The following is a 21053-nucleotide window of genomic DNA, read 5'->3' as shown; positions in this document are numbered from 1 at the left end:
CGCCCCCTTTGCAAAACACGACTGTCCCCAGGCTCCAGGTCTCGAACCTCGTGCGGGAATTCCAAGGCCGCCGGGTCGTCGATGATGTCTCGCTGAGCGTGATGCCGGGGCAGGTAACCTGCCTCTTGGGCCCGTCGGGCTGCGGGAAATCCACCACTTTGCGGATCATCGCCGGGGTCGATCGCCAGACCGAAGGCACCCTCGTGGTGGATGGCGAGACGGTCTCGTCGGACATGATCCACCTGCCACCGGAAGAGCGCTCTATCGGTCTGATGTTTCAGGATTTTGCCCTGTTTCCGCATCTAAGCGTCGCGGATAATGTGGGTTTCGGCTTGCAGGGCAGCCGCAAGGCCAAACGGAGCCGCGCGCTTGAACTGCTCGAACGGGTTGGGCTGGCGGCGGATGCGGAGAAATACCCGCATCAGCTATCGGGGGGTGAGCAGCAGCGCGTGGCACTGGCCCGCTCCCTCGCGCCGCGTCCGCGGGTGATGTTGATGGATGAGCCCTTCTCGGGCCTCGACAACCGCCTGCGCGACGGGATCCGCGACGACACGCTCGAAGTGCTCAAGGATGAGGGGACGGCCGTTCTGCTGGTGACCCACGAGCCCGAGGAGGCCATGCGGATGGCCGACAGTATCGCGCTCATGCGCGGGGGGCGGATCGTGCAGGAGGGCGCGCCCTATAACGTCTACAACGCGCCGGTGGACAAGGCGGCGGCGGCGTTTTTCAGCGATATCAATGTGATCTCCGGCGTGGTCGAGGGGGCTTTGACCGCGACGCCCTTTGGCCAGTTCCTCGCCCCCGGTGTGCCCAATGGCCAGCGGGTGGAGATCGCGATCCGGCCCCAGCATCTGCGCATCGATTTCGACCGCAGTGGCAAGGGCCCGCTGCCCACACCGCAGGATGGCACGCCCGCCCGAGGAACCGTGCAGCGTGCGCGCTTCATGGGGGCGGAAAGCCTCGTGGAGTTCCGCATGGATTTCGACGATGTGATGCTGAAGGCCAAGGTGCCGGGGGTCTTCATGCCGAAGCCCGGCACGGTGCTCTGGCTGTCCTTGCGGCGGGATCGCTGCTTCGTCTTCCCGGCCTAGCCGGTGCGCGCGGCGCGCAGAGCGGCCACGTCCTTGCCCGGCTCATCCACGAAGAGGGCGCGCAGAACCTCCACATCCGTGATCTCATCGAGGCGTAGCTCGTGGAACTGGTTGCAAGTCTCGCACCAGGCCCCGCACACCCAGATCCGCCCCCAGTAATCCAGCGCGAGGGGCCGGATCCGGTGAGGCATGCCAGCGCGCATGACCGAGAGCTTCTGCCGTCCGCGCAGTGCCGCGCGCAAGGTGGGTAGAAACCCCAGATGCCGCGCCTGCGTGCCCGTGGGGGTCGGAGTGAAGCCCCAGACCGCCCCCGCCGTTTGTCCATCCTCGGGCAGGACCGCGTCGAGCCGTTGTGACAGGCTTTCGGCGGCAGCGCGCAGATCGGCATCCCCGGCCTCGCCAATAATCGACAGGCCCAGATGCAATGCCTCAAGCTCGCTGCGCGACAGGGCCAGCGGGGGCAGGGTGATCTCCGCCGTCATCCGAAAACCCTGTCCCGGGCGCCCGGCAATGGGCACGCCTTCGGCCTGCAGCCGCTCCATATCCCGATAGATCGTGCGTTCGGTCACGCCGAACCGGGACGCGAGCTCGGACGCCACATGGGTGGCCCCGTCCTGAAGCGCGACGATCAGCGCCTGCAACCGCAGGGCGCGGGAAGAGGGGGGGGAAAGGGACATATCCTGACATTAAACTGTCAGGAGTGGTTCGGCAATTCCTCCATCCATGGGAGCAGCGCCGCAAATCTCAGGCCCCGGAGGCGGCAGAGGCATTTGCCGCTTTTCTTCCCCGATGCTCTTGCCTAGCTCTGGGTGCAACACGCGCGTCGCTGCGGGCGCGCCGATCTAACGGAGTCAAAGACATGCTGAACAATATCGGTCTCCCCGGCCTTCTCCTCATTGCCATCGTGGTCCTCGTGCTCTTCGGGCGCGGCAAGATCAGCTCGCTCATGGGCGAGGTCGGCAAGGGCATCACCTCCTTCAAGAAGGGCGTGGCCGAAGGCAAGGAAGAGCTCGAGGATACGGCCGAAGTGGCGCGCGATGTGACGCCCGAGACCGAGACCGAAAAAGACAAAGCCTGATCCGGATCGGATCGCAGGATGTTCGATCTCGGCTGGACCGAATTGATGGTGGTTGGCGTGGTTGCGCTGATCGTCGTGGGGCCCAAGGACTTGCCCAAACTGTTCCGCACGCTTGGGCGGTTCACGGGCAAGATGCGGGGCATGGCGCGCGAGTTCAGTCGCGCCATGGATGACGCGGCCAATGAGAGCGGCGTGAAGGACATGGCCAAGGATTTCAAGGATGCGGCGAACCCCAAGAAGATGGGGATCGACCGGCTTGAGGATGCGGCCTCGTCCTTTGAAAAGTGGCAGCCCGGCTCGAACACCTCGAAACTCTCCAAGGAGCGGGCGGAAGCGGCGCGCAAGATCCATGAGGTCAGCGCCAAGCACGCGCAGGAGCGGCTCGACAAGGAGGCCGCGGCCAAGGCGGCAGAGGCCGCTGCCCCGGCAGCCGAGAGCCCGACGCCTGCGCCCTCCGAGCCGCCCACCACCGACAAAGCCTGAGCGACGCCATGTCCAAACCCGACGACATCGAAGAGTCCAGCGCCCCGCTGATCGAGCATCTGGCCGAGCTGCGCACGCGGCTCATCCGCTCCGTGGCGGCCTTTATCGTGGGGATCGTGCTGGCCTTCACCGTGGCCGAGCCGATCCTGCAATTCCTGCTGGGGCCGATCGAGGCGACCTTGCGCGAGCTGGGCGATCCGTCGCCCACGCTGCAATATACCTCGCCGCAGGAATACCTGTTCACGCTCTTCCGGATCTCGATGGTGTTCGGCTTTGCCTTAGCCTTCCCCGTGATCGCGCATCAGCTGTGGCGCTTCGTGGCGCCGGGGCTCTATCGCACGGAAAAAGCGGCGTTTTTGCCCTTCATCATCGCCTCGCCCTTCATGTTCCTGGCGGGCGCGTCCTTTGCGCATTTCGTGGTGACACCGCTTGCGATGGCGTTTTTCCTCGGATTTGCCGATGTCAGCTCGATCTTCGCCAACCTGATGTCCCGCGCCGTGGGCGACGTTGCGATACCGGTCGACGCGCTGGCCGTGCCCGAGACTGACGAAGGCGTGCGGATCACCTTCTTTGGCAAGGTGAATGAAAGCCTCGACATCACCCTGAAATTCATCATGGCCTTTGGCCTCTGTTTCCAGCTGCCGGTCATGCTGACGCTCATGGGCAAGGCCGGGCTCGTCTCGGCACCCGGGCTCGCTTCGGTGCGGAAATACGCCATGGTCGGCATCCTGCTGCTGGCCGCTTTGGTGACGCCGCCGGATGTGGTGACGCAGCTGATCCTCTTTGTGGTGGTCTACGGGCTCTACGAGGTGTCGATCTTCCTCGTGCGCCGGGTGGAGAAGAAGCGCGAGAAGGAACTGCGCGCCCAAGGCCTGTGGGATGAGGATGATGCGGAGCCGGATCTGGAGAGCGATCCGCTCTATGACGAGTTCCGCGAAGAGGACGACCCGACCCCGGGCCCGACGACCGGAGGCGGCAAGGCGTGAGTGACGATGTGATGGTGCGGATCGCCGAGGCGCTGGAGCGTCTCGCGCCGCCGCCCTTGGCCGCGCCGGATTTCACCGCGGCCGAGGCGTTTCTCTGGCAGGAGCGGCCCGAGGCGGTCCTGCCGGTGACCAAGGTCAATCGCGTGGACATCGCGCTTCTGGTAGGGATCGCCCGGGCGCGCGATACGCTGCTGGAAAACACGCTGCAGTTTGCCCGGGGGATGCCCGCAAACAACGCGCTTCTCTGGGGCTCGCGCGGGATGGGGAAGTCGTCGCTTGTGAAGGCGGTCCATGCGGAGGTTCTGCGCCAGGGCCTGCCGCTCAAACTGGTGGAGGTCCCGCGTGAGGATCTGGCCAGTATCGGACGGTTGCTGGATCATCTGCGCGCCGCACCCGCGCATCGCTTTGTGCTCTATTGCGACGATCTGAGCTTCAGCCATGACGACCAGCATTACAAGTCGCTCAAGGCGGTGCTCGATGGTGGGATCGCAGGGCGACCGGAGAATGTGGTCTTCTACGCGACCTCCAACCGGCGCCACCTGATGCCGCGGGACATGATCGAGAATGAACGCTCCAGCGCGATCAACCCGTCCGAGGCGGTGGAAGAGAAAGTGTCTCTGTCGGATCGATTCGGGCTGTGGCTCGGCTTCCATGCCTGCGATCAGGATCAGTATCTGAGCATGATCGACGGCTATTGTGCGGCCTATGGGGTGGCGGTTGCGCCAGAGACCCTGCGCGCCGAAGCCATCGAATGGCAGGCCACGCGCGGTGGGCGGTCCGGGCGCGTCGCGTGGCAGTTCTTTACGGATCTGGCTGGTCGGCACGGCGTTTCGCTCAGCGACAGCTAAACCCAACTAAAACGCCATCCGCACGCGGATGGCGCGGACACGCGCCACTGAGACCCTTTGTTTGGCCGGATGTGATGGACTGTGCGACCGCGCTGTCCGCATGCGGACAGCGCCATGTCACGCGCCGCGTTCGAGGATCAGGCGGCCTTCGTTGATTTCGATCCGGTCAAAGCTGTTGAGATAGCTCATCCCGAGCAGCGATTTCCGCATCTCGCCGCCATTCACCACGGCGCGCACATTCTCATCTTCGATGCCGCCCAAACGGACTTCACGCAGGCGCACGGGCGCGGTTTCCACCCGTCCATTCGCCGTCTGGGCGAGGCCCGAGAACATCAGGTTCTCCGGATTGATCCCGGCCTTGAGCGCGTCTTCGCGGCTCAGCACCACTTCGCTCGCCCCCGTATCCACGATGAACTCGATCGGCGCGCCATTCACATCCAGCACCACGTGGTAATGCCCGTCGCGGCTCCGCGGGATCTCGACCCGACCGGTTTCGGCAAAGACTGCCTGGCGGGGCAGGCTCGTGCTCCGCTGGTCGTTGAACACGCCGTAGCCGATCACCACCAGCGCAAAGAGCAGCGCCCAGGTGCCCACCGTGCGCAGCAAGGCGCCGAGCTGCCCGCGAAACGCCGGCAGCGTGCCGCCGCCCACCAAGGCCAGCAGCAAAAGCATGTAGATCAGATTGCCGACTGAGTTTTCATCCATGCCCTATATATAGGACAGTCTGACGCAGCTGGGAGGGGGCGATCACAAAACTCCCAGATCGATCATCCCGTTAAGCACAAACTGCACAGAGAGCGCGGCCAAAAGCATGCCGAGTAGGCGCGTGATGACATTGATCCCGACCTGACCCAGTAGCCGCTCGATCACACCGGCCAGCAGGAACATCCCCAGCACGCAGATGATCACTGCGGCCATCACCCCATGGATCGCCGCGATATGGACCCAATCCGCATCAGTCTCTCCGGTCAGCAGGATCATGGTGGCGATGGAGCCGGGCCCGGCAATCAGTGGTGTCGCCAGCGGGAAGACCGAAGGATCATCGGTCTCGCTCTCTTCATTGCTCGCGGCCTGATCCTCGCGCCGTTTCGTCCGCCGCTCAAAGAGCATGTCCAGTGCCGTCAGGAAGAGCAGAATGCCCCCGGCCATCCGGAAAGCCGGCATGGAGATCCCGAGGAAGTTCAGCACGGCCTCTCCGGCCAGGCCAAAGAGGGTCAGCAGAACCAGCGCCACGAGACAGGCGCGCAGGCCGATGGCCCGGCGCGCCTTGGCCGATGCGCCTTGGGTCAGGGCCACGAAAAGCGGGGCGAGTCCGATCGGATCGATCACCACAAAGAGCGCCACGAAGGCGGTGATGTAGAGGCTGATATCCATGCTGTGCTCATAGTAGAAGATTTGTCGCAGGGCAAAATGCAGGCGTCGCATCCCGTGCAAGTTCGCCCTATCTCAAGCCGGGAGCGTTGACCACCCATCGCTCCGTCCTTGGGATTCACATGGGTTATCAAAATCTTAACGCGCGTTGTGTTTTGCGGCTGCTTGGCCTTGCCGAATGGGAGGTCAGTGTCCAGCTGGATCGAAGTTTCTTGTTGATGAGCAATAACTTGCTGCACTGCAACACGAGCGTTGACCGAAAAAGGTTAACCGGTTAACCACACCCTCGGAACGCGTTAATAAGGAAATGACTATGTCGTTTAAGAGTCTGGCCGCCGTGCTGGCCATAGGTCTGGGTGTTGCAACTTCCGCATCCGCTGCCACCGATAAGTTTGTGTACGAGACTGCGCCCGGTAATGGCGCCTATACATTTGATCTCGAGTTTACTGTGACCACCGCCGATAGTTCGCCCGCGATCGGATTTCTGGTCGAAGATTTCTTCTCCGTTGGTGCCTTTGCACTGTCTTCGATCGATTCCGGAGCGATTTCCTACACGGTGAATGGGGTCGATACCGCATTTGACAACGTGCTGGCCGCTGGACAGTTTCCGTTCCCGGTCGGTCTCTATGACAGCAATGACGCGGTGTTCGTCCTCGGCTTTGGGTCTCAGAGCCTCGCTGTCGGGGATGTTGTTGGCTTCTCCGCAACGGGTCTTGTCCCCTCTCTGGCTGCGCCTGCGCCGACAGGTGGTGATCTGACCGCTTTCCTGCTGAACAATACCGGCGATGCGATCTCCGAGCGGATCATCATCGAAGAGCATGTGCCTGCGCCCGTGCCGCTGCCAGCGTCTGGCCTGCTGCTGATCGCGGGTCTGGGTGGGGCCGCCGCCGTCGCGCGCCGCCGCAAGGCTGCCTGATCGCGGCCAATGCCCTGATCTGAAGTTGTCAGCGCGCCTCCTGGCGCGCTGTTTTCGTTTTGGGAGACGTTAGGCGGCCGACGCTTTCTCCGCCGTCTCGAGCTTTTCGAGCGCGGCCATCCAGAGCGCTTCGGCCCGGTCCAGACCGTCCATGACCTCGGCATATTTCTTGTTCCAGGTCTCGAGTTCCCCGGCCTTGGCATCCTCATATAGCGCGGGATCGGCGAGCTTGGTCGACAGCTTCTCCTGCATCTCGCTGATCTTCTGGACACGCTCCTCGCATTTGCGCACCTCGGCGCGCAGGGCAAGGATCGCATCGCGCGAGGGGCGCTTGGCTGCGGGGGCGGCGGCGGGCTTGGGTTTGCGCGGCTTGTCCGGGGTCAGGAGCATCTTGCGATAGGCCTCCAGATCCTCTTCGTACGGGGCCACATGGCCATCCTTCACCAGCCAGAGCCGGTCCGCCACGAGGCTGAGCAGATGCATGTCGTGGCTCACGAGGATCACGGCACCGGTATAGGCGGTAAGCGCCTCGACCAGCGCCTCGCGGCTCTCGATATCCAGGTGGTTGGTGGGCTCGTCGAGGATGAGAAGGTGGGGCGCGTCGAGCGTGGCCAGCAGGAGCGAGAGCCGTGCCTTTTGTCCACCGGACAGTCGCCCGACCTCGGTCTCGGCCTGAGCGGCCATCAGCCCGAAGCCTGCGAGACGGGCACGCAGCTTGGCCTGACCTTCCTCGGCGCGGACGCGCAACAGATGCTGCAGCGGGGTTTCTTCGACCCGCAGCTCATCCACCTGATGCTGGGCGAAAAACCCGATCCGCAGCTTGTTGGAGGAGGTCATCCGCCCCTCCATCGCCTCAAGCCGCCCGGCGAGCAGTTTCGACAGGGTCGACTTGCCCTCGCCATTGCGGCCCAGCAGCGCGATACGGTCATCTTGGTCGATCCGCAGAGAAAGCTTGCGCAGCACGGGCGTGCCGTCATAGCCGACCATGGCGCCTTCGGTGGCGACGATGGGAGGGCTCAGCTCCTCGGGCGTCGGAAAGCTGAAGACCGTGCGGGCCGCGTCTTCGGGGGCGCGGATCGTCTCCATCTTCTCGAGCATTTTCACCCGGGACTGGGCCTGCTTCGCCTTGGAGGCCTTGGCCTTGAAGCGGGTGACGAAGCTTTGCAGATGGGCGCGCTTGGCCTCCTGTTTGCGGGCGGCAGCGGCTTGCAGGGCGCGTTTTTCCGCGCGCTGGCGGGCGAACTGATCATAGGGGCCGGAATAGAAGGTGAGCTTGCGGTCCTCCAGATGGAGGATCCCGCCCACGGCCCGGTTGAGCAGGCCCCGGTCGTGGCTGACGATCAGCACCGTGTGGGGGTAGCGCGCGAGATAGGCCTCGAGCCAAAGCGCGCCTTCGAGGTCGAGATAGTTGGTCGGCTCGTCGAGCAGCAAGAGATCGGGCTGGGAAAAGAGCACCGCTGCCAACGCCACGCGCATCCGCCAGCCGCCCGAGAAGGCTGAGCAGGGCTGGTGCGTTTCCGCCTCGGTGAAGCCCAGGCCGCGCAGGATCGACGAGGCGCGCGCCTCTGCCGACCAGGCGTCGATATCCGCAAGCCTGGTCTGGATCTCGGCGATGCGGCCCGGGTCCGTGGCCGTCTCTGCCTCCGCCATGAGTGCTGCGCGCTCGGTATCCGCAGCCAGCACCGTGTTCAGGAGGGACACCTCGTTGCCGGGCACCTCCTGGCTGACACCGCCGATCCGGGCGCCGGAGGGCAGAGAGATCTCGCCCGTATCCAGGGTCAGCTCGCCCCGGATGAGCCGAAAGAGCGTGGTTTTGCCCGTGCCGTTGCGGCCCACGAGCCCGACCTTGTGGCCGGTGGGGATCACGGCGGAGGCGTGCTCCAGCAGGGGGCGGCCTTCGACGGAATAGGAGATGTCTTCGATGCGCAGCATGAGGGGGATGTGGCGAGGTTTGCGCGCCCTGTCAACGGGGGCGCGTGGGGTGCGGGCGGGACGCCTCCGGCGGGAGTATTTCAGGAACAATGAGGAGAGGGCGCGCGCGCCGGGTCAGGCCGGGTGCTGGCTGCTGCGCAAGAACGTCTTTTCAACTTGCCCGGGCCGTGTTAGGCGGCGCGCGAGTGTCCGGCGGGCTGCCCGCCACCATGACCCTAAAGATGACATCCAAGGAGCGAGTCCCATGGCCATTCAGCGCACATTTTCGATCATCAAACCCGACGCCACCAAGCGGAACCTGACCGGCAAGATCAACGCCAAGTTCGAAGAGGCCGGGCTGCGGATCGTTGCGCAGAAGCGCATCCACATGACCAAGGCGCAGGCCGGCGTGTTCTACGGCGTGCACAAGGAGCGTCCTTTCTATGACGAGCTCTGCGAGTTCATGGCCTCCGAGCCGGTGATCGTTCAGGTGCTTGAAGGGGAAGACGCCATCGCCAAGAACCGCGAAGTCATGGGCGCCACCAACCCTGCCGATGCGGCCCCGGGCACCATCCGTGCCGAGTTCGCCCAGAGCGTGGGTGAAAACTCCGTCCACGGCTCCGACGCGCCGGAGACCGCTGCCGAAGAGATCGCCTATTTCTTCGCCGGGATCGAACTGGTCGGCTAAGCCCTCCGGATCGCGAGTTGTTGGAAGGCCGCCCGGGGGGCGGCCTTTTTTCATGGCGCCGCCCCGGTCACGTCGTGTTGGGGCCGTATTTCCATGGTTCCCCTGGGTGATCCCCGGAAAGGAGAGGTGGAGATGCGCAGATCAATCCTGTTCGTGCTTGGCGCGGCGCTCGGGCTTGCGGCCTGTGGCGGCGGTGGCAGCCCGGATATCCTCGCGCGGCAGGTTCCGCTGGACAATGCCACGCGCCTGCAAGCCCAGTCTCTGGTGGATGAGGGGCTGCATCACCCGGATTCGTCCTTTTACCGGATGGATCGGGCCTACCTCACGGCGGAGGGCGATACGGTGATTTGCGGGTCGGTGAATGCGTTGGCGCCCAAGGGCAGCTTTTCCGGCTTTACGCCCTTCTATGTGCGGTTCGAGATGAAAGGGAAGCGGAGCAAGACCAAGCAGCTCCTGATCGATACGCAGATCGCGCCGCTGCATTGCGCGCAGATCGCCGGCGGCGTTGTGCCCCGGGCGGGCTAGCCGCTGCGCGCCGGGCGCACGCCGATTTCATCGAGAATCCGTTCAATTCCCGGGATGACCTCGGGCTGGCACAGGGCCTTGAGCCCGTCAAAGCGCACGCGCAGCGCGTCTTTTTCCTTGCCCTTGGCATCATTCCAGGGACGCCCCTGCATCCCCATGACGAGCGCGTAATAGGCGATGAAATGCGGGCGCGACCCACCATTGAGCAGCCGTAGATAAGCCGCATCCGGTCCCAGATCATGGAGCATCTCCGCATCCGTGATCCCGACGCCGCTTAGGGCGTCGGCCATGGCGGGGCCGATATTTCGAACAGATGTCAGGGGCTCTGGCATGGCGGCAACCTAGCCGCGCCCGTGGCCCGAGAAAAGCCGGAACCGACCGCATCGGCAAACGCGGGCCGGGCCGGTCAGGCGCCGCGCCTGCGTGCCGATTGTTCAGAAGGGGGGGCTCAGATGCTGGCCCAGTCCGTGAAGCGGAAGGGCGGCTTCTCGGCTTGCCCACCGGAGGCCGGCGGGGCGCTCGGACGGGGGGCGGATGTCGGTGTCGGGGTTTGATCTTGATCTTGCATTTTACTCTCCACTCACACACGCGGGGTCTTTAAAAACTCTAGCCCCGCAAAGATATGTTACCACAAACCGCGCGAAATCTTTTCAAAAATTTCGCAAATTAACCTCAAATTGCTTAGAGCTCCTTTTAAGCGTTTCAAAACTGCTTAGGATTTGGGCAGTTCCGCGGGGCAGAGCGCCCGGAAAAAACCCTTGCTCAAAACGGTTTGGACGGACAGTGTGTCGCACAGGAGGCATGATTGTGATCGGGAGGGGAGCCCGGGCCATTTCTTGGACAAGTTGAAGTCTGCAACAGGCTTGCAACGGTTTTGATCGACAATGGTTCGCAGACGACGCTTCTGTTTCCCGAATTGCAGTGTCTCGAGACAAAAAACGATCCATGGGAGGATACATTGTCTTATCACGTGACCACAAAAACCGGACGCCTGATGCTGGGGGCCGCCATGGGGCTGGCCCTGACCGCAGGTGCCGTGCAGGCGGACACCATTCGGTTCTGGACCACCGAAGAGCAGCCCGAGCGCCTTGCCAAGCAGCAGGAGATGGCCGCGCAGTTCGAAGCGCAGACCGGCACCGCCGTTGAAGTGATCCCCGTGACCGAAAGCGATCTGGGCACCCGCGCGACGGCCGCCTTTGCAGCGGGCGATCTTCCGGACGTGATCTATCACACCCTGCAATATGCGCTGCCCTGGGCCGAGGCGGGTATTCTCGACACGGATGCGGCCAGCGAAGTGGTCGAGGATCTGGGCGAGGGGACCTTTGCGCCCGGTGCGCTGGCCATGGCCTCGACCGGCGATGGGGTTGCCTCGGTGCCCGTGGATGGCTGGACCCAGATGGTGGTCTACCGCAAGGACAAGTTCGAAGAGATGGGGCTGGAGGCGCCGACCTCCTTTGCCAATGTGACCGCCGCGCTCGAAAAGCTGCACAACCCGCCGGAGATGTATGGCTTCGTCGCCGCCACCAAGGTGGACGAGAATTTCATGTCTCAGGTGCTGGAGCATGTCTTCCTCGCCAACGGTGTGAGCCCGGTGGATGATGACGGTTTTGCACCGCTGGATGTGGCCGCGACCACCGAAGTGCTCGATTTCTACAAGGCGATTGCCGAGGCGTCCCCTCCGGGTGAGCTGTACTGGAAGCAGTCGCGCGAGCTCTATTTCGCGGGGCAGGCGGCGATGATCATCTGGTCGCCCTTCATCCTTGATGAGCTGGCCGGTCTGCGCGACAGCGCGCCGCCCACGATCAATGATGACCCGACCAGCTCGGAGCTGGCGAGCCTGACCGGGATTGTGACGAACTTCTCCGGTCCGTCGAACCCCGATGGCGCGGCCTGGGGGGATATCCGCTATTTCGGCATCACCAATGATGCGGATACGGATGCGGCCATGGAGTTCGTGAAGTTCTCGGTCGATGAGGGCTATACGCAAACGCTCAGCATCGCGCCCGAGGGCAAGTTCCCGGTTCGCAAGGGCACGGCGGAGGAGCCCACGAAATTCACCGACGCCTGGTCGAAACTGCCTGTCGGGGTGGATCGCAAGGCACCGCTCGGCGATCTTTATGACGCGCGGATGATCGACGAGATCGTCGGCGGGCTCGACGTGGCGCAGCGCTGGGGCGTGGCGGAGGGACAGCTGTCGCTGGCCTCCAAGATGATCAACAGCCAGGCGATCAACCGGATCGTGCGTCAGTATATCGATGGTGAGGTCGATGCGGCGGCGGCTGTTGCGGCCATGAACGACGCGCTGTCCGAGATCAACTGATCTGACGATGCGTGCGGCGTCCCGCCTTTGCGGGGCGCCCCGATCTAGCCTCGGAGCGGTGCCCCATGACTGACACGCCCAACCCCACGCCGCCCACCGGGCGGGGTGCCTTGCAGCGTCGCGAGGCGCGTCTCGCCTGGGGGCTCTTGCTGCCCACGGTGATCAGCGTCTCGCTGGTGGTGATCCTGCCGCTGCTGGCGATCTTCTGGATCAGTTTCAAACCGGTCGGGCTCGCCGATCTGCGCCCCACGGCGCCGATTGTCCGCGAGAGCCTGCGGGGCTCCGGGGACAACCTGCGGATCGAGTACCGGGTGCGGAACTCCAGCCAGGAGAAATCCGTCGCGGATGTGGCGCTGAGCGATACGCTCCCGCCCGAGGTACAGCTTGTCGGACCACCGCCGGAGCCCTGTACGCTGGACGGCAGCGTCCTGCGCTGCGTGTTTGGCGATATTCCCGGCGGGTTCAATGAGCGGATCCGCCTGCCCGTGACCCTGGCCGATGGGGTGGATGAAGACAGTGCCGAGGAGGCCGTGGAGAGCGGCCTGCCCGTGATCACCGGGACCGGCGACAGCATTCTGACCAATGCAGAGTTCACGCTGGAGAATTTCGCGCGGGTCTTTGATGGCGACGAGTTCGTCGAGGTCCTCTGGGTGACGATCTTCTACACGGTGTTCGGCACGCTCGGCGCGCTGCTCTTCGGGCTTTTTGCGGCGATGCTACTCAATAAGTCGTTCAAGGGGCAGGGGATCCTGCGGGGGCTTTACCTCTTCCCCTATGTCGCGCCGGTGATCGCCGTGGCCTTCACCTGGGTCACGCTGTTTGATCCGTTTTCGGGCTCGGCCAATGCGCTGCTCATCCAGATGGGTGTCACAGATGAGGCGATCAATTTCTTCGGGCAGCGTCCGCTTGCCCTGATCATGGTGACGGTGTTCGAGATCTGGCGGTACTTCCCGCTGTCGTTCCTGTTCATTCTTGCGCGGATGCAGAGCATCGATACGGATATGTATGAGGCCGCCGATATGGACGGCGCGTCGCCGTTCCAGAAGTTCTGGTATCTGAGCCTGCCCATGCTCTTGGGGATCCTGTCGGTATTGTTCCTGCTGCGCTTCATTTGGACCTTCAACAAGTTCGACGACATCTTCCTGCTGACCGGGGGCAATGCGGGGACGCGGACCCTAACCGTGAATGTCTATGAGCAGGCCTTCGCCGTGAGCAACATCGGCGCCGGGGCGGCGGTCGCCGTGGTGATTTTCGCCTGTCTTTTGCTGTTCTCGGTCCTGTTTTTCCGCTTCATCAGTCGGGAGGAAGGGCTGTGACCGCGCGCCAGTGGCGACCGGTTTGGCGCGTCTGCGACGCGGGCCTCCGGCGGGAGTATTTCGGGAACAATGAGGAGGGCAGCCCGTGAAGATGTTCTGGCACGGCCTTGTGACGGGCCCGGTTCTGGGCGCGCTTTGGATGGCGGTTCTGTCGACCACCGTGGCGGTGACCATGTCCTTTGCCACGGGCGATCCGTTCAAGCCGGCGATCCTGCTCTCGCTGATCTGGGGGGCGGCGATTGGGGCGCTTTTGCCATTGCGGGCGGGCGACCGGGTGGTCCAGGGCGGCGCGGCGATCGCGCTGGTCGCTTTGGTCTTGGTCGGGATCGGGCCGCTGGTCATGGGCGAGGGGGTGAGCCTTGGGGCGCGGGGCTTTGCGGCCTTGGCGCTGGCGGGGATCTTCGTCTGGTCCATGGCGGCGATCCTCCATGAGGTGCCCGCGGGCGCGCTCAATCGCCATGAGTTCGAGGCGGCGGTGATCCGGTTCCTGACGGGGTTCGGCTATATCTTCTTCACCGCCATCGTCATCATCCCCTTCTACGTGATGGTGATGACCAGTCTGAAATCCCAGCAGGCGCTGTTGCAAAACCCGCTCGATTTCTCGCTGGATCTGAGCCAGGGCTGGGATCTCTTTCGCTCCTATACGGAGCTTTTCGGCCAGTTCAATTTCGGCACCTATCTCTGGACCTCCTTCTTTGTCTCGGTGCTGACGGTGCTGATCACGCTCGCCTTCTCGATCCCCGGGGCCTATGCGGTGGCGCGGCTGCGCTTTGCCGGGCGGGCGGCGTTTTCGCGCTCGATCCTTCTGATCTATATGGTGCCGATGATCGTGCTGGCCCTGCCGATCTATATCGCCTTTTCCGTCACCGGGCTGCGGAACACGATCTTTGGCATCGTGCTGATCTATCCGGTGACGACCATTCCCGTGGCGCTTTACATGCTGCAGGGCTATTTCCGGGGCCTTCCTGCAGAGGTTGAGGAGGCGGGGCTTATGGACGGGCTCAACCGGTTGCAGGTGATCTGGAAGATCACCTTGCCGCTGGCGCTTCCGGCGCTGGCCTCGGTCAGCCTCTATGTCTTCATGATCGCCTGGAACGAGTTCCTTTTGGCCTTCATGCTGCTGGATGACCCGTCGAAATTCACGCTCACACGGGGCATTGCCAGCCTCAACAGCTCGGAGATCCCGCGCCAGCACCTGATGGCGGGGGCGGTCATCGCGACCGTGCCGATCATGGCGATTTTCCTCGGGCTGGAGCGGTTCATGACCAAGGGCCTGACGGCCGGATCGGTGAAGGGATGAAGGATCTATCGATGGATGTGGATGCGCTGGACGCCGAAGCCGAGCGCATCCTGCGGATGAATGACCGGGGCGGATATTCCGTGCCGACCGCCGGGCTCTATCCCTATCAGTGGAACTGGGACAGCGCCTTTGCCGCCTATGGTTACGCGATGTTCGATCTGGATCGCGGCTGGCGCGAGCTGGAGGTGCTCATGGCAGGGCAATGGCCCGACGGGATGGTGCCCCATATCCAGTTCCACAAGGTCGATCCGAGCTATTTCCCCGGCCCGGATATCTGGGGCGGGGTGGGGCCGGTGCCCTCGTCGGGGATCAGCCAGCCCGCGATTGCGGCGACCATGGCGCGGCTGGTCTATGAGCTCGACCCGCATGCGGGGGCCGAACGGATGCGCGCGCTCTATCCGAAATTCATCGCCTGGCATCGCTGGTTCATGGACTGGCGGCTGGACCGGGACGCGGTCTGCCTGACCCATCCTTGGGAGGCCGGGCGCGACAATGCCCCGGATTGGGACGGCCCGCTCGCGCGGATCGATCCGAGCGGCATCGCGCCCTATGAACGACGCGATACGGGCCATGTGGACCCGAGCATGCGCCCGAAAAAGGCCGATTACGACCGCTATCTCTGGCTCGTGAAGCAGGGCCACGATTGTGGCTGGGATCAGGCGCATCTGCGCGAGGTGAACCCGTTCCGCATGGCCGATCCGACCATGCATTTCACGCTGCTGCGCGCCCATCGGGACCTGATGTGGCTGGGCGAGGCGCTGGGGCTCGACACAAGCCCGCTGCCCGATTGGATCGCGCAGCTGGAAGCCGGTGCCGAGACCCTGTGGAACGCGCGCCTCGGGGCCTATGACTGCCGCGATACGGTGACGGGGGACTGGGCCGATGCGGTGAGCAACGCGGCCTTCCTCTGCTGGTATGCCGGGGTCGATCCCAAGACCACCGCCCAAGCCTATGCCCGGGTCCAGTCCAAGGTGCAGTTCGGTGTGGCGAGCCACGACCCCGAGAGCCCGGCCTTTGAGCCCAAGCGCTATTGGCGGGGGCCGACCTGGGCAATGATGAACATGCTGATCGCCATGGGGCTTGATGACGCCGGGCGGCCCGAGGGCGCAGAGCTGCGCGCCTCCACCGCGCGGCTGATCGCGGGCAACGGGTTTGCGGAGTATTTCGACCCGCTGACCGGCGCCCCGGCAGGGGGCAAGGATTTCACCTGGACAGCGGCCATCTGGCTCGGCTGGGCCAGTCCGAAGGCGCGGAGGGGACGATGGGCGGCATAACACTCAACAAGGTCGAGAAATGGTTCGGCGATGTGCAGGTGATCAAGGGGGTCGACCTGCAGATCAAGGATGGCGAGTTCGTGGTCTTTGTGGGCCCGTCTGGCTGCGGGAAGTCCACGCTTTTGCGGATGATTGGCGGGTTGGAGGACACGTCGCGCGGTGCGATCCTGATCGATGGCGACGACGTGACCGACCATCCGCCCGCCAAGCGCGGGCTGACCATGGTGTTCCAGTCCTACGCGCTCTATCCGCATATGTCCGTGCGCGACAATATGGGCTTCTCGCTCAAGACCGCCGGCGCGCCCGAGGCGGAGATCCGGGAAAAGGTCGATGCCGCAGCCGCCGTCCTGAAGCTTGAACCCTATCTCGACCGCAGGCCCAAGGATCTCAGCGGTGGGCAGCGCCAGCGGGTCGCGATTGGCCGCTCCATCGTGCGCGCGCCCACGGCGTTCCTCTTTGACGAGCCGCTCTCCAACCTTGATGCCGCCCTGCGGGTCGAGATGCGTTACGAGATCGCAAAGCTGCATCAGAGCCTCGATACAACCATGATCTATGTGACCCATGATCAGGTGGAGGCGATGACGCTCGCCGACCGGATCGTCGTGCTGGAGTTTGGGAAAATCGCGCAAGTCGGCACGCCGCGGGAGCTCTATGAGAACCCGGCGAACCTCTTTGTGGCGCAGTTCATTGGCAGTCCGAAGATGAACGTCATGCCCTGTGCGACCAGCGGCGGGGCGTTTCAGCTCGAAGGAGGGCGCGGCGGGGATTTCGCGGGTGATCAGGCCGCGACCCATCTGGGCATCCGGCCCGAGCATATCACGCTGGGACCTGCGGGGACCGGGGCCTGCGACGGGCGGGTCGATGTGGTCGAATATCTCGGCGCGGACACGTTGCTGGTGATTGATTGCGGCCCCCTGGGACGCGTGACGGCGCGGGTCATCGGCGACACGGATCTTACCCCCGGCGCGGATGTGGGCCTGAGCTTTGATCCCGAAAAGCTGTCCTTCTTTGGCGCGGATGGGCTGGCGATCCGGACGGGATCATGAGCGCGGCGCAATCGGCGCTGTTCCAACGGCTCTTTGACCTGACGGGCAAGCGCGCGCTGATCACCGGCGCCTCCAGCGGGATCGGCGCGCATCTGGCGCGGACCCTTGGCCAGGCCGGGGCGGATGTCGTGCTGGCCGCGCGCAGCGAGGACAAGCTGGAGCGCTATGCGGCGCAGCTCCGCTCTGAGCAGATCGGCGCGGAGGTGGTGGCAATGGACGTCACCGACGCGGCCTCGGTGGGGGCCGCCGCCGAGGCCGTGGGCGCGGTCGATATCCTCGTGAACAATTCCGGCGTTTCCGGGCATGAGATGCTGATGGACACCGCCGAGGCGGACTGGGACCGGGTGCTTGATACCAATCTCAAAGGGGCCTGGCTCGTCTCCAAGGCCTTTGCCCCCGGGCTCATCGCGCAGCAGGGGGTGATCCTCAAAGTCGCGTCGATCCTCGGGGCAGGGCTCGGCGTGCTCAAGACCGTGGGTCCTTATGCGGCCTCCAAGGCGGGGCTGGTACAGCTGACCAAGGCCATGGCGCTGGAACTGGCGCGGGACGGCGTGCGGGTGAACGCACTGGCGCCCGGCTATACGGAAACGCCGATCAATGCAGAGTTCTTCGCGACCCCGGCAGGGCAGAAGATGATCCGGGCCATTCCCCAGCGACGCCTTGCCCAGCCTGAGGATCTGGATGCCGCCGTGCTCAGCCTTGTGGGGCCCGGCGGGCGCGCGACCACGGGCACGGTGATCGTGGTGGATGGGGGGCATACGCTCGCCATTTCCTGACTGCCCCTGCGGTACCTTGTTGCAGTCGCAATAAATTCTTCCCAGAGCTCTGTTCACGCGTTAACACTTCACTCGGGACATGCGTCGCCAGAAGGCGCGCATGGGAGCGATCCGATCAACTTGCCGCCAAGAGAGGCTTCGGAGACGCATGAGTTTTGATTTTCTGTCCGACCCCGCACGGCCGTTCTATGACGGGCTGGCCGAAGGGCGTCTCATGATCCAGACCTGTCTGGCCTGCGGCACCAGTTGGGCGCCGCCCACGACGCGCTGCGAGAGCTGTAGCGAGACGCAGCTGGAATGGCGCGCCTCGGCCTGTCTGGGCACGCTGGAGCGGACGATTCCGCTCGGCGATGAGGCGGCCTTTGGTGATGACCCGGAGGCCACGCGCGCCATCGGCGCGGTACAACTGCGCGAAGGGCCGGTGGTGTCCGTGCGGATCGCAGGGGCGGTGCCGCCCGTGGGCTCCGTGGTTGAGATCCAGGTTCTGGCGGGTTCGCTGATCGCCCGCGCGCCCTCAGGGGTGTGAGATCCGCCGCAGCTGCCGGTTGCGTTCGAGCACGTCGAGCCCCTGCATCTGCAGGTAATGCAGCATGTCGATGAAGACCCAGTTCTCCGCCAGCTTGTCGCCCTCCCGGCGATAAACGTCCACCACGCGCATATCCGCCGGAAAGCCCGAGCCGGGCAGGCCAAGGAAGCCGCCCTTCGTGGTGTTGGTCAGGTTGGGCCAGCCGAAAAACGCGCCGTAATTCCCCTCGGCCAGCCGGGCCACATGGCCGTTGAAGGTCTTGTTCCCGAGGCTGAGGCGGAAGGGAAAGGTGTGCTGCTCCTGATAGCGGGGCAGGGTCTGGGTCGCGCCGATCCCGTAAGGCCCGTACCAGGACATGTCATCATGCCAGGTCTTCTGGAGCATCTCGATCCCCGCCCGGTCATTGCCCGACAGGTTCAGCGCGCTCAGATCCGCAACCATCCGCTCGATGAGATTGAGCGTCGCCGCGCCCTCGGCCGGATCATGAGGGCCGGTGAGCAGCCCGTCATGGGTGCGCGGGCCGGGATAGATCGCCATGGCACCGGTGGAGGGGGGCAGGGGATAGACCCCCGCCTGATGCATCAGGGACAGGATGTCGATGAAAGTCGCGCTCTCGGTGATCACATCGCCTTCGACCTTGTGAAATTCCGCATAGCGCAGCCAAGTCAGCCGCCCAGTGGCCGGGATGTCGAGAAAGTCGCGGTCAAAGAGCCCGGTCAGATGCCCCATGGAGCAGACCCAGATGCCCGGAGAGACCTGCAGATCGCTCTCGCCCGCAAAGAACACGTCCTGCCTTCGGTGCAGGTTCGGCATGGCCTCGGCCAATGGTGTCCAGAAGGCCGCGCTGACGTCTTCCGCGCCGGTCTGTTCGTGGAACGGCGCCACCCCGCGCCAGTGCCAATCGGGCGCGACGTGGCGGGCGAGCGCTTTGCTCATCCCGGCGGCGCCCGCCGCGTCGAGATCTGCGAAAAGGGCCTGTGCCCGGGCCTTGGCGGTTTGAAACTGGGTCATGATCGTTTGGGAATCGGGGATGTCGGCGCGACCTTGCGGCGCGCGGGCGAGGACCGCAAGCGCCATCTGCCTGCAGTTGCAAGCGACCGGGATGCGGGGCATTCTGGCCGCACCCGGAGGAGAGATGCGATGACCGACCAGACGCCCTTGCGCCGCAATGCCAAAGGGATCGCCACGGCCCTTGATGTGATGCGCCAACAATTTGGCGACCGGGTCCAGACCGGCGCGGCCCTGCGCGCCCAGCATGCCCACACCACCACTTGGCTCGAAACCCAGCCCCCCGATGCGGTGTTCTTTCCGCGCGAGACCGCGGAGGTGCAGGAGGTGCTTCGGATCTGCTCGGCATATGGCATGCCGCTCGTACCCTTTGGGACGGGCACCTCGCTGGAGGGGCATGTGAATGCGCCGCTTGGGGGCCTGTCCCTCGATTTTGCGGAGATGAACAAGGTGCTGGCCGTGCATCCCGAGGATATGGATTGCGTCGTGCAACCCGGCATCACCCGCAAGGCCCTGAATGAGGAGCTGCGCGCGACGGGCCTCTTTTTCCCGGTCGATCCCGGCGCGGATGCCTCGATCGGAGGGATGGCGGCGACCCGGGCCTCGGGGACCAATGCGGTGCGCTATGGCACCATGCGCGACGCGGTGATCGCGGTCGAGGCGGTGACCGCCGATGGTCGCGTCATGCGCACGGCTCAGCGGGCGCGCAAAACCTCAGCCGGGTATGACCTCACACGCCTGCTCGTGGGCTCCGAAGGCACGCTCGCGGTGATCACCGAGCTGACCCTGCGCCTCCATGGGATCCCGGAGGCCGTGGCGGCCGCGACTTGCAGCTTTCCCACCGTGGCGGAGGCCTGCAACGCGGTGATCGAGACCATCCAATACGGTGTGCCCGTGGCGCGGATCGAGTTTCTCGATGTGGTGTCGATCCGGGGGATCAACGCCTATTCCGGCCTGTCCTTGCCCGAAGCGCCGCTTCTCCTGCTGGAGTTCCACGGCTCCGAGGCGGGCGTGGCCGAGCAATCCGAGACCTTTGGCGAGATCGCCGCCGAGCATGGCGCGCTGGCCTTTGACTGGACCGCCGATGCCGAGGCCCGCAGCGCCATGTGGCAGGCCCGCCATGACGCCTATTGGGCGATGAAATCCCTGCGCCCTGGGGCGGATGTCTTTGTGACAGATGTCTGCGTGCCGGTCTCGAAACTGGCCGAAGCGGTCACTGCCTCGGCGGAGAAAGCCAAAGCCGAAGGCTTCATCGCGCCCACCGTGGGCCATGTGGGGGACGGGAATTTCCACGTCGCCCTCCTGATCGATCCGGAGGACCCCGCCGCGCGCGCGCGGGCCGAGGCCTATGTGGGCTGGCTGAACGATCTGGCGATCTCGCTGGGCGGGACCTGCACGGGCGAGCATGGGATCGGGCAGGGCAAGGCCAAGTATCTCGGGCGCGAGCTCGGCCAGACCTCGCTGGACATGATGTCGGCGATCAAACAGGCAATGGACCCGGACAATATCCTGAACCCCGGCAAGCTGTTTCAGGCGTGACCCGGGCGCGCGGCATGCAGAAACCGCCGGAAATCCCGGCAGATGCAGCGC

At 64.5% G+C, this 21053-nt stretch carries 22 protein-coding genes; 16 read left to right on the top strand and 6 right to left on the bottom strand.

Annotated features, from left to right (window positions below; genetic code table 11):
* Positions 1-8: 8 nt before the first annotated feature.
* Entirely contained in the window at positions 9-1091 is a 1083-nt protein-coding gene (locus tag ACP153_RS13425) for an ABC transporter ATP-binding protein (RefSeq protein WP_424971514.1), read from the top strand.
* Here the strand turns inward: ACP153_RS13425 and ACP153_RS13420 are convergent.
* Positions 1088-1768, bottom strand: coding sequence for a helix-turn-helix transcriptional regulator (locus ACP153_RS13420; protein ID WP_424971513.1), 681 nt, complete (start codon positions 1766-1768; stop codon positions 1088-1090). The two genes, ACP153_RS13425 and ACP153_RS13420, sit on opposite strands and share 4 nt — an antisense overlap.
* 182 nt (positions 1769-1950) lie before the next feature.
* On the opposite strand from ACP153_RS13420, the gene ACP153_RS13415 reads away from it, so the two are divergent.
* From ACP153_RS13415 to ACP153_RS13400, 4 genes are read left to right on the top strand one after another with little or no spacing between them, the layout of a single operon-like run.
* Complete coding sequence (locus tag ACP153_RS13415) at positions 1951-2169, top strand: twin-arginine translocase TatA/TatE family subunit (RefSeq protein ID WP_424971512.1); 219 nt, start codon at positions 1951-1953, stop codon at positions 2167-2169.
* Positions 2170-2187: 18 nt separating this feature from the next.
* On the top strand, positions 2188-2652 hold the full coding sequence (tatB, locus tag ACP153_RS13410; protein WP_424971511.1) for a Sec-independent protein translocase protein TatB: 465 nt from the start codon (positions 2188-2190) through the stop codon (positions 2650-2652).
* Positions 2653-2660: 8 nt separating this feature from the next.
* Positions 2661-3638 (top strand): twin-arginine translocase subunit TatC, encoded by a 978-nt coding sequence (gene tatC / locus ACP153_RS13405; protein WP_424971510.1) that lies wholly within the window; start codon positions 2661-2663, stop codon positions 3636-3638.
* On the top strand, positions 3635-4486 hold the full coding sequence (locus tag ACP153_RS13400) for an ATP-binding protein (RefSeq protein ID WP_424971509.1): 852 nt from the start codon (positions 3635-3637) through the stop codon (positions 4484-4486). Before tatC ends, ACP153_RS13400 begins: the two co-directional genes overlap by 4 nt.
* 117 nt (positions 4487-4603) lie before the next feature.
* Here ACP153_RS13400 and ACP153_RS13395 read toward each other — a convergent pair whose 3' ends face one another.
* On the bottom strand, positions 4604-5191 hold the full coding sequence (locus ACP153_RS13395; protein WP_424971508.1) for a retropepsin-like aspartic protease family protein: 588 nt from the start codon (positions 5189-5191) through the stop codon (positions 4604-4606).
* A gap of 42 nt (positions 5192-5233) precedes the next feature.
* Positions 5234-5860 carry a MarC family protein gene (locus ACP153_RS13390; protein ID WP_424971799.1) on the bottom strand — a complete coding sequence of 209 codons (627 nt, stop codon included), beginning with the start codon at positions 5858-5860 and terminating at the stop codon, positions 5234-5236.
* Positions 5861-6170: 310 nt separating this feature from the next.
* On the opposite strand from ACP153_RS13390, the gene ACP153_RS13385 reads away from it, so the two are divergent.
* The gene (locus tag ACP153_RS13385) at positions 6171-6773 is read left to right on the top strand and encodes a VPLPA-CTERM sorting domain-containing protein (RefSeq protein WP_424971507.1); all 603 of its coding nucleotides are present in this window, start codon (positions 6171-6173) and stop codon (positions 6771-6773) included.
* A 69-nt stretch (positions 6774-6842) separates the two neighbouring features.
* On the opposite strand, the gene ACP153_RS13380 is transcribed toward ACP153_RS13385, so the two are convergent.
* The gene (locus tag ACP153_RS13380; RefSeq protein ID WP_424971506.1) at positions 6843-8705 is read right to left on the bottom strand and encodes an ABC-F family ATP-binding cassette domain-containing protein; all 1863 of its coding nucleotides are present in this window, start codon (positions 8703-8705) and stop codon (positions 6843-6845) included.
* Positions 8706-8949: 244 nt separating this feature from the next.
* Between ACP153_RS13380 and ndk the strand changes: the two genes are divergently transcribed.
* Both ndk and ACP153_RS13370 read left to right on the top strand, forming a co-directional pair.
* Positions 8950-9372 carry a nucleoside-diphosphate kinase gene (gene ndk / locus ACP153_RS13375; protein ID WP_424966634.1) on the top strand — a complete coding sequence of 141 codons (423 nt, stop codon included), beginning with the start codon at positions 8950-8952 and terminating at the stop codon, positions 9370-9372.
* Between the two features lie 132 nt (positions 9373-9504).
* On the top strand, positions 9505-9897 hold the full coding sequence (locus ACP153_RS13370; RefSeq protein WP_424971505.1) for a hypothetical protein: 393 nt from the start codon (positions 9505-9507) through the stop codon (positions 9895-9897).
* On the opposite strand, the gene ACP153_RS13365 is transcribed toward ACP153_RS13370, so the two are convergent.
* Complete coding sequence (locus ACP153_RS13365) at positions 9894-10229, bottom strand: TfoX/Sxy family DNA transformation protein (RefSeq protein ID WP_424971504.1); 336 nt, start codon at positions 10227-10229, stop codon at positions 9894-9896. The two genes, ACP153_RS13370 and ACP153_RS13365, sit on opposite strands and share 4 nt — an antisense overlap.
* Positions 10230-10891: 662 nt before the next feature.
* Here ACP153_RS13365 and ACP153_RS13360 point away from each other — a divergent pair.
* The 7 genes from ACP153_RS13360 (at position 10892) to ACP153_RS13330 (ending at position 18455) form a co-directional block, all read left to right on the top strand.
* Entirely contained in the window at positions 10892-12217 is a 1326-nt protein-coding gene (locus ACP153_RS13360) for an ABC transporter substrate-binding protein (protein WP_424971798.1), read from the top strand.
* Positions 12218-12282: 65 nt separating this feature from the next.
* Complete coding sequence (locus tag ACP153_RS13355; RefSeq protein ID WP_424971503.1) at positions 12283-13533, top strand: carbohydrate ABC transporter permease; 1251 nt, start codon at positions 12283-12285, stop codon at positions 13531-13533.
* A gap of 85 nt (positions 13534-13618) precedes the next feature.
* A complete protein-coding gene (locus ACP153_RS13350; RefSeq protein ID WP_424971502.1) occupies positions 13619-14833 on the top strand; it encodes a carbohydrate ABC transporter permease in 1215 nt (404 codons plus the stop codon).
* Positions 14830-16107, top strand: a complete 1278-nt coding sequence (locus tag ACP153_RS13345) for an MGH1-like glycoside hydrolase domain-containing protein (protein ID WP_424971501.1) — start codon at positions 14830-14832, stop codon at positions 16105-16107. Before ACP153_RS13350 ends, ACP153_RS13345 begins: the two co-directional genes overlap by 4 nt.
* A complete protein-coding gene (locus ACP153_RS13340) occupies positions 16095-17153 on the top strand; it encodes an ABC transporter ATP-binding protein (RefSeq protein ID WP_424971500.1) in 1059 nt (352 codons plus the stop codon). The genes ACP153_RS13345 and ACP153_RS13340 overlap by 13 nt, the downstream gene beginning before the upstream one ends.
* Positions 17150-17929: an SDR family NAD(P)-dependent oxidoreductase gene (locus ACP153_RS13335; RefSeq protein WP_424971499.1), complete on the top strand. Its 780-nt coding sequence runs from the start codon at positions 17150-17152 to the stop codon at positions 17927-17929. Before ACP153_RS13340 ends, ACP153_RS13335 begins: the two co-directional genes overlap by 4 nt.
* Positions 17930-18077: 148 nt before the next feature.
* Positions 18078-18455, top strand: coding sequence for a Zn-ribbon domain-containing OB-fold protein (locus tag ACP153_RS13330; RefSeq protein WP_424971498.1), 378 nt, complete (start codon positions 18078-18080; stop codon positions 18453-18455).
* Here ACP153_RS13330 and ACP153_RS13325 read toward each other — a convergent pair.
* The gene (locus ACP153_RS13325; RefSeq protein ID WP_424971497.1) at positions 18444-19532 is read right to left on the bottom strand and encodes an ester cyclase; all 1089 of its coding nucleotides are present in this window, start codon (positions 19530-19532) and stop codon (positions 18444-18446) included. The genes ACP153_RS13330 and ACP153_RS13325 overlap by 12 nt on opposite strands.
* A gap of 63 nt (positions 19533-19595) precedes the next feature.
* Here ACP153_RS13325 and ACP153_RS13320 point away from each other — a divergent pair, with 63 nt between their 5' ends.
* Positions 19596-21002 carry an FAD-binding oxidoreductase gene (locus ACP153_RS13320; protein ID WP_424971496.1) on the top strand — a complete coding sequence of 469 codons (1407 nt, stop codon included), beginning with the start codon at positions 19596-19598 and terminating at the stop codon, positions 21000-21002.
* The last annotated feature ends 51 nt before the right edge of the window (positions 21003-21053 follow it).

Origin of the sequence: Dinoroseobacter sp. S76, from assembly GCF_049801095.1 — a bacterium.
Lineage (GTDB): Bacteria > Pseudomonadota > Alphaproteobacteria > Rhodobacterales > Rhodobacteraceae > Dinoroseobacter.
Note: the sequence above shows the minus strand (reverse complement) of the source record. Positions and strands in the feature narration are given on the sequence as shown.

Coding starts and splice junctions, on each gene's coding strand:
- ACP153_RS13420 (WP_424971513.1), bottom strand. CDS start 1,768: ATGTCCCTTTCCCCCCCCTCTTCCCGCGCCCTGCGGTTGCAGGCGCTG.
- ACP153_RS13415 (WP_424971512.1), top strand. CDS start 1,951: ATGCTGAACAATATCGGTCTCCCCGGCCTTCTCCTCATTGCCATCGTG.
- tatB (WP_424971511.1), top strand. CDS start 2,188: ATGTTCGATCTCGGCTGGACCGAATTGATGGTGGTTGGCGTGGTTGCG.
- tatC (WP_424971510.1), top strand. CDS start 2,661: ATGTCCAAACCCGACGACATCGAAGAGTCCAGCGCCCCGCTGATCGAG.
- ACP153_RS13395 (WP_424971508.1), bottom strand. CDS start 5,191: ATGGATGAAAACTCAGTCGGCAATCTGATCTACATGCTTTTGCTGCTG.
- ACP153_RS13390 (WP_424971799.1), bottom strand. CDS start 5,860: ATGGATATCAGCCTCTACATCACCGCCTTCGTGGCGCTCTTTGTGGTG.
- ACP153_RS13385 (WP_424971507.1), top strand. CDS start 6,171: ATGTCGTTTAAGAGTCTGGCCGCCGTGCTGGCCATAGGTCTGGGTGTT.
- ACP153_RS13380 (WP_424971506.1), bottom strand. CDS start 8,705: ATGCTGCGCATCGAAGACATCTCCTATTCCGTCGAAGGCCGCCCCCTG.
- ndk (WP_424966634.1), top strand. CDS start 8,950: ATGGCCATTCAGCGCACATTTTCGATCATCAAACCCGACGCCACCAAG.
- ACP153_RS13370 (WP_424971505.1), top strand. CDS start 9,505: ATGCGCAGATCAATCCTGTTCGTGCTTGGCGCGGCGCTCGGGCTTGCG.
- ACP153_RS13365 (WP_424971504.1), bottom strand. CDS start 10,229: ATGCCAGAGCCCCTGACATCTGTTCGAAATATCGGCCCCGCCATGGCC.
- ACP153_RS13360 (WP_424971798.1), top strand. CDS start 10,892: ATGCTGGGGGCCGCCATGGGGCTGGCCCTGACCGCAGGTGCCGTGCAG.
- ACP153_RS13355 (WP_424971503.1), top strand. CDS start 12,283: ATGACTGACACGCCCAACCCCACGCCGCCCACCGGGCGGGGTGCCTTG.
- ACP153_RS13345 (WP_424971501.1), top strand. CDS start 14,830: ATGAAGGATCTATCGATGGATGTGGATGCGCTGGACGCCGAAGCCGAG.
- ACP153_RS13340 (WP_424971500.1), top strand. CDS start 16,095: ATGGGCGGCATAACACTCAACAAGGTCGAGAAATGGTTCGGCGATGTG.
- ACP153_RS13335 (WP_424971499.1), top strand. CDS start 17,150: ATGAGCGCGGCGCAATCGGCGCTGTTCCAACGGCTCTTTGACCTGACG.
- ACP153_RS13330 (WP_424971498.1), top strand. CDS start 18,078: ATGAGTTTTGATTTTCTGTCCGACCCCGCACGGCCGTTCTATGACGGG.
- ACP153_RS13325 (WP_424971497.1), bottom strand. CDS start 19,532: ATGGCGCTTGCGGTCCTCGCCCGCGCGCCGCAAGGTCGCGCCGACATC.
- ACP153_RS13320 (WP_424971496.1), top strand. CDS start 19,596: ATGACCGACCAGACGCCCTTGCGCCGCAATGCCAAAGGGATCGCCACG.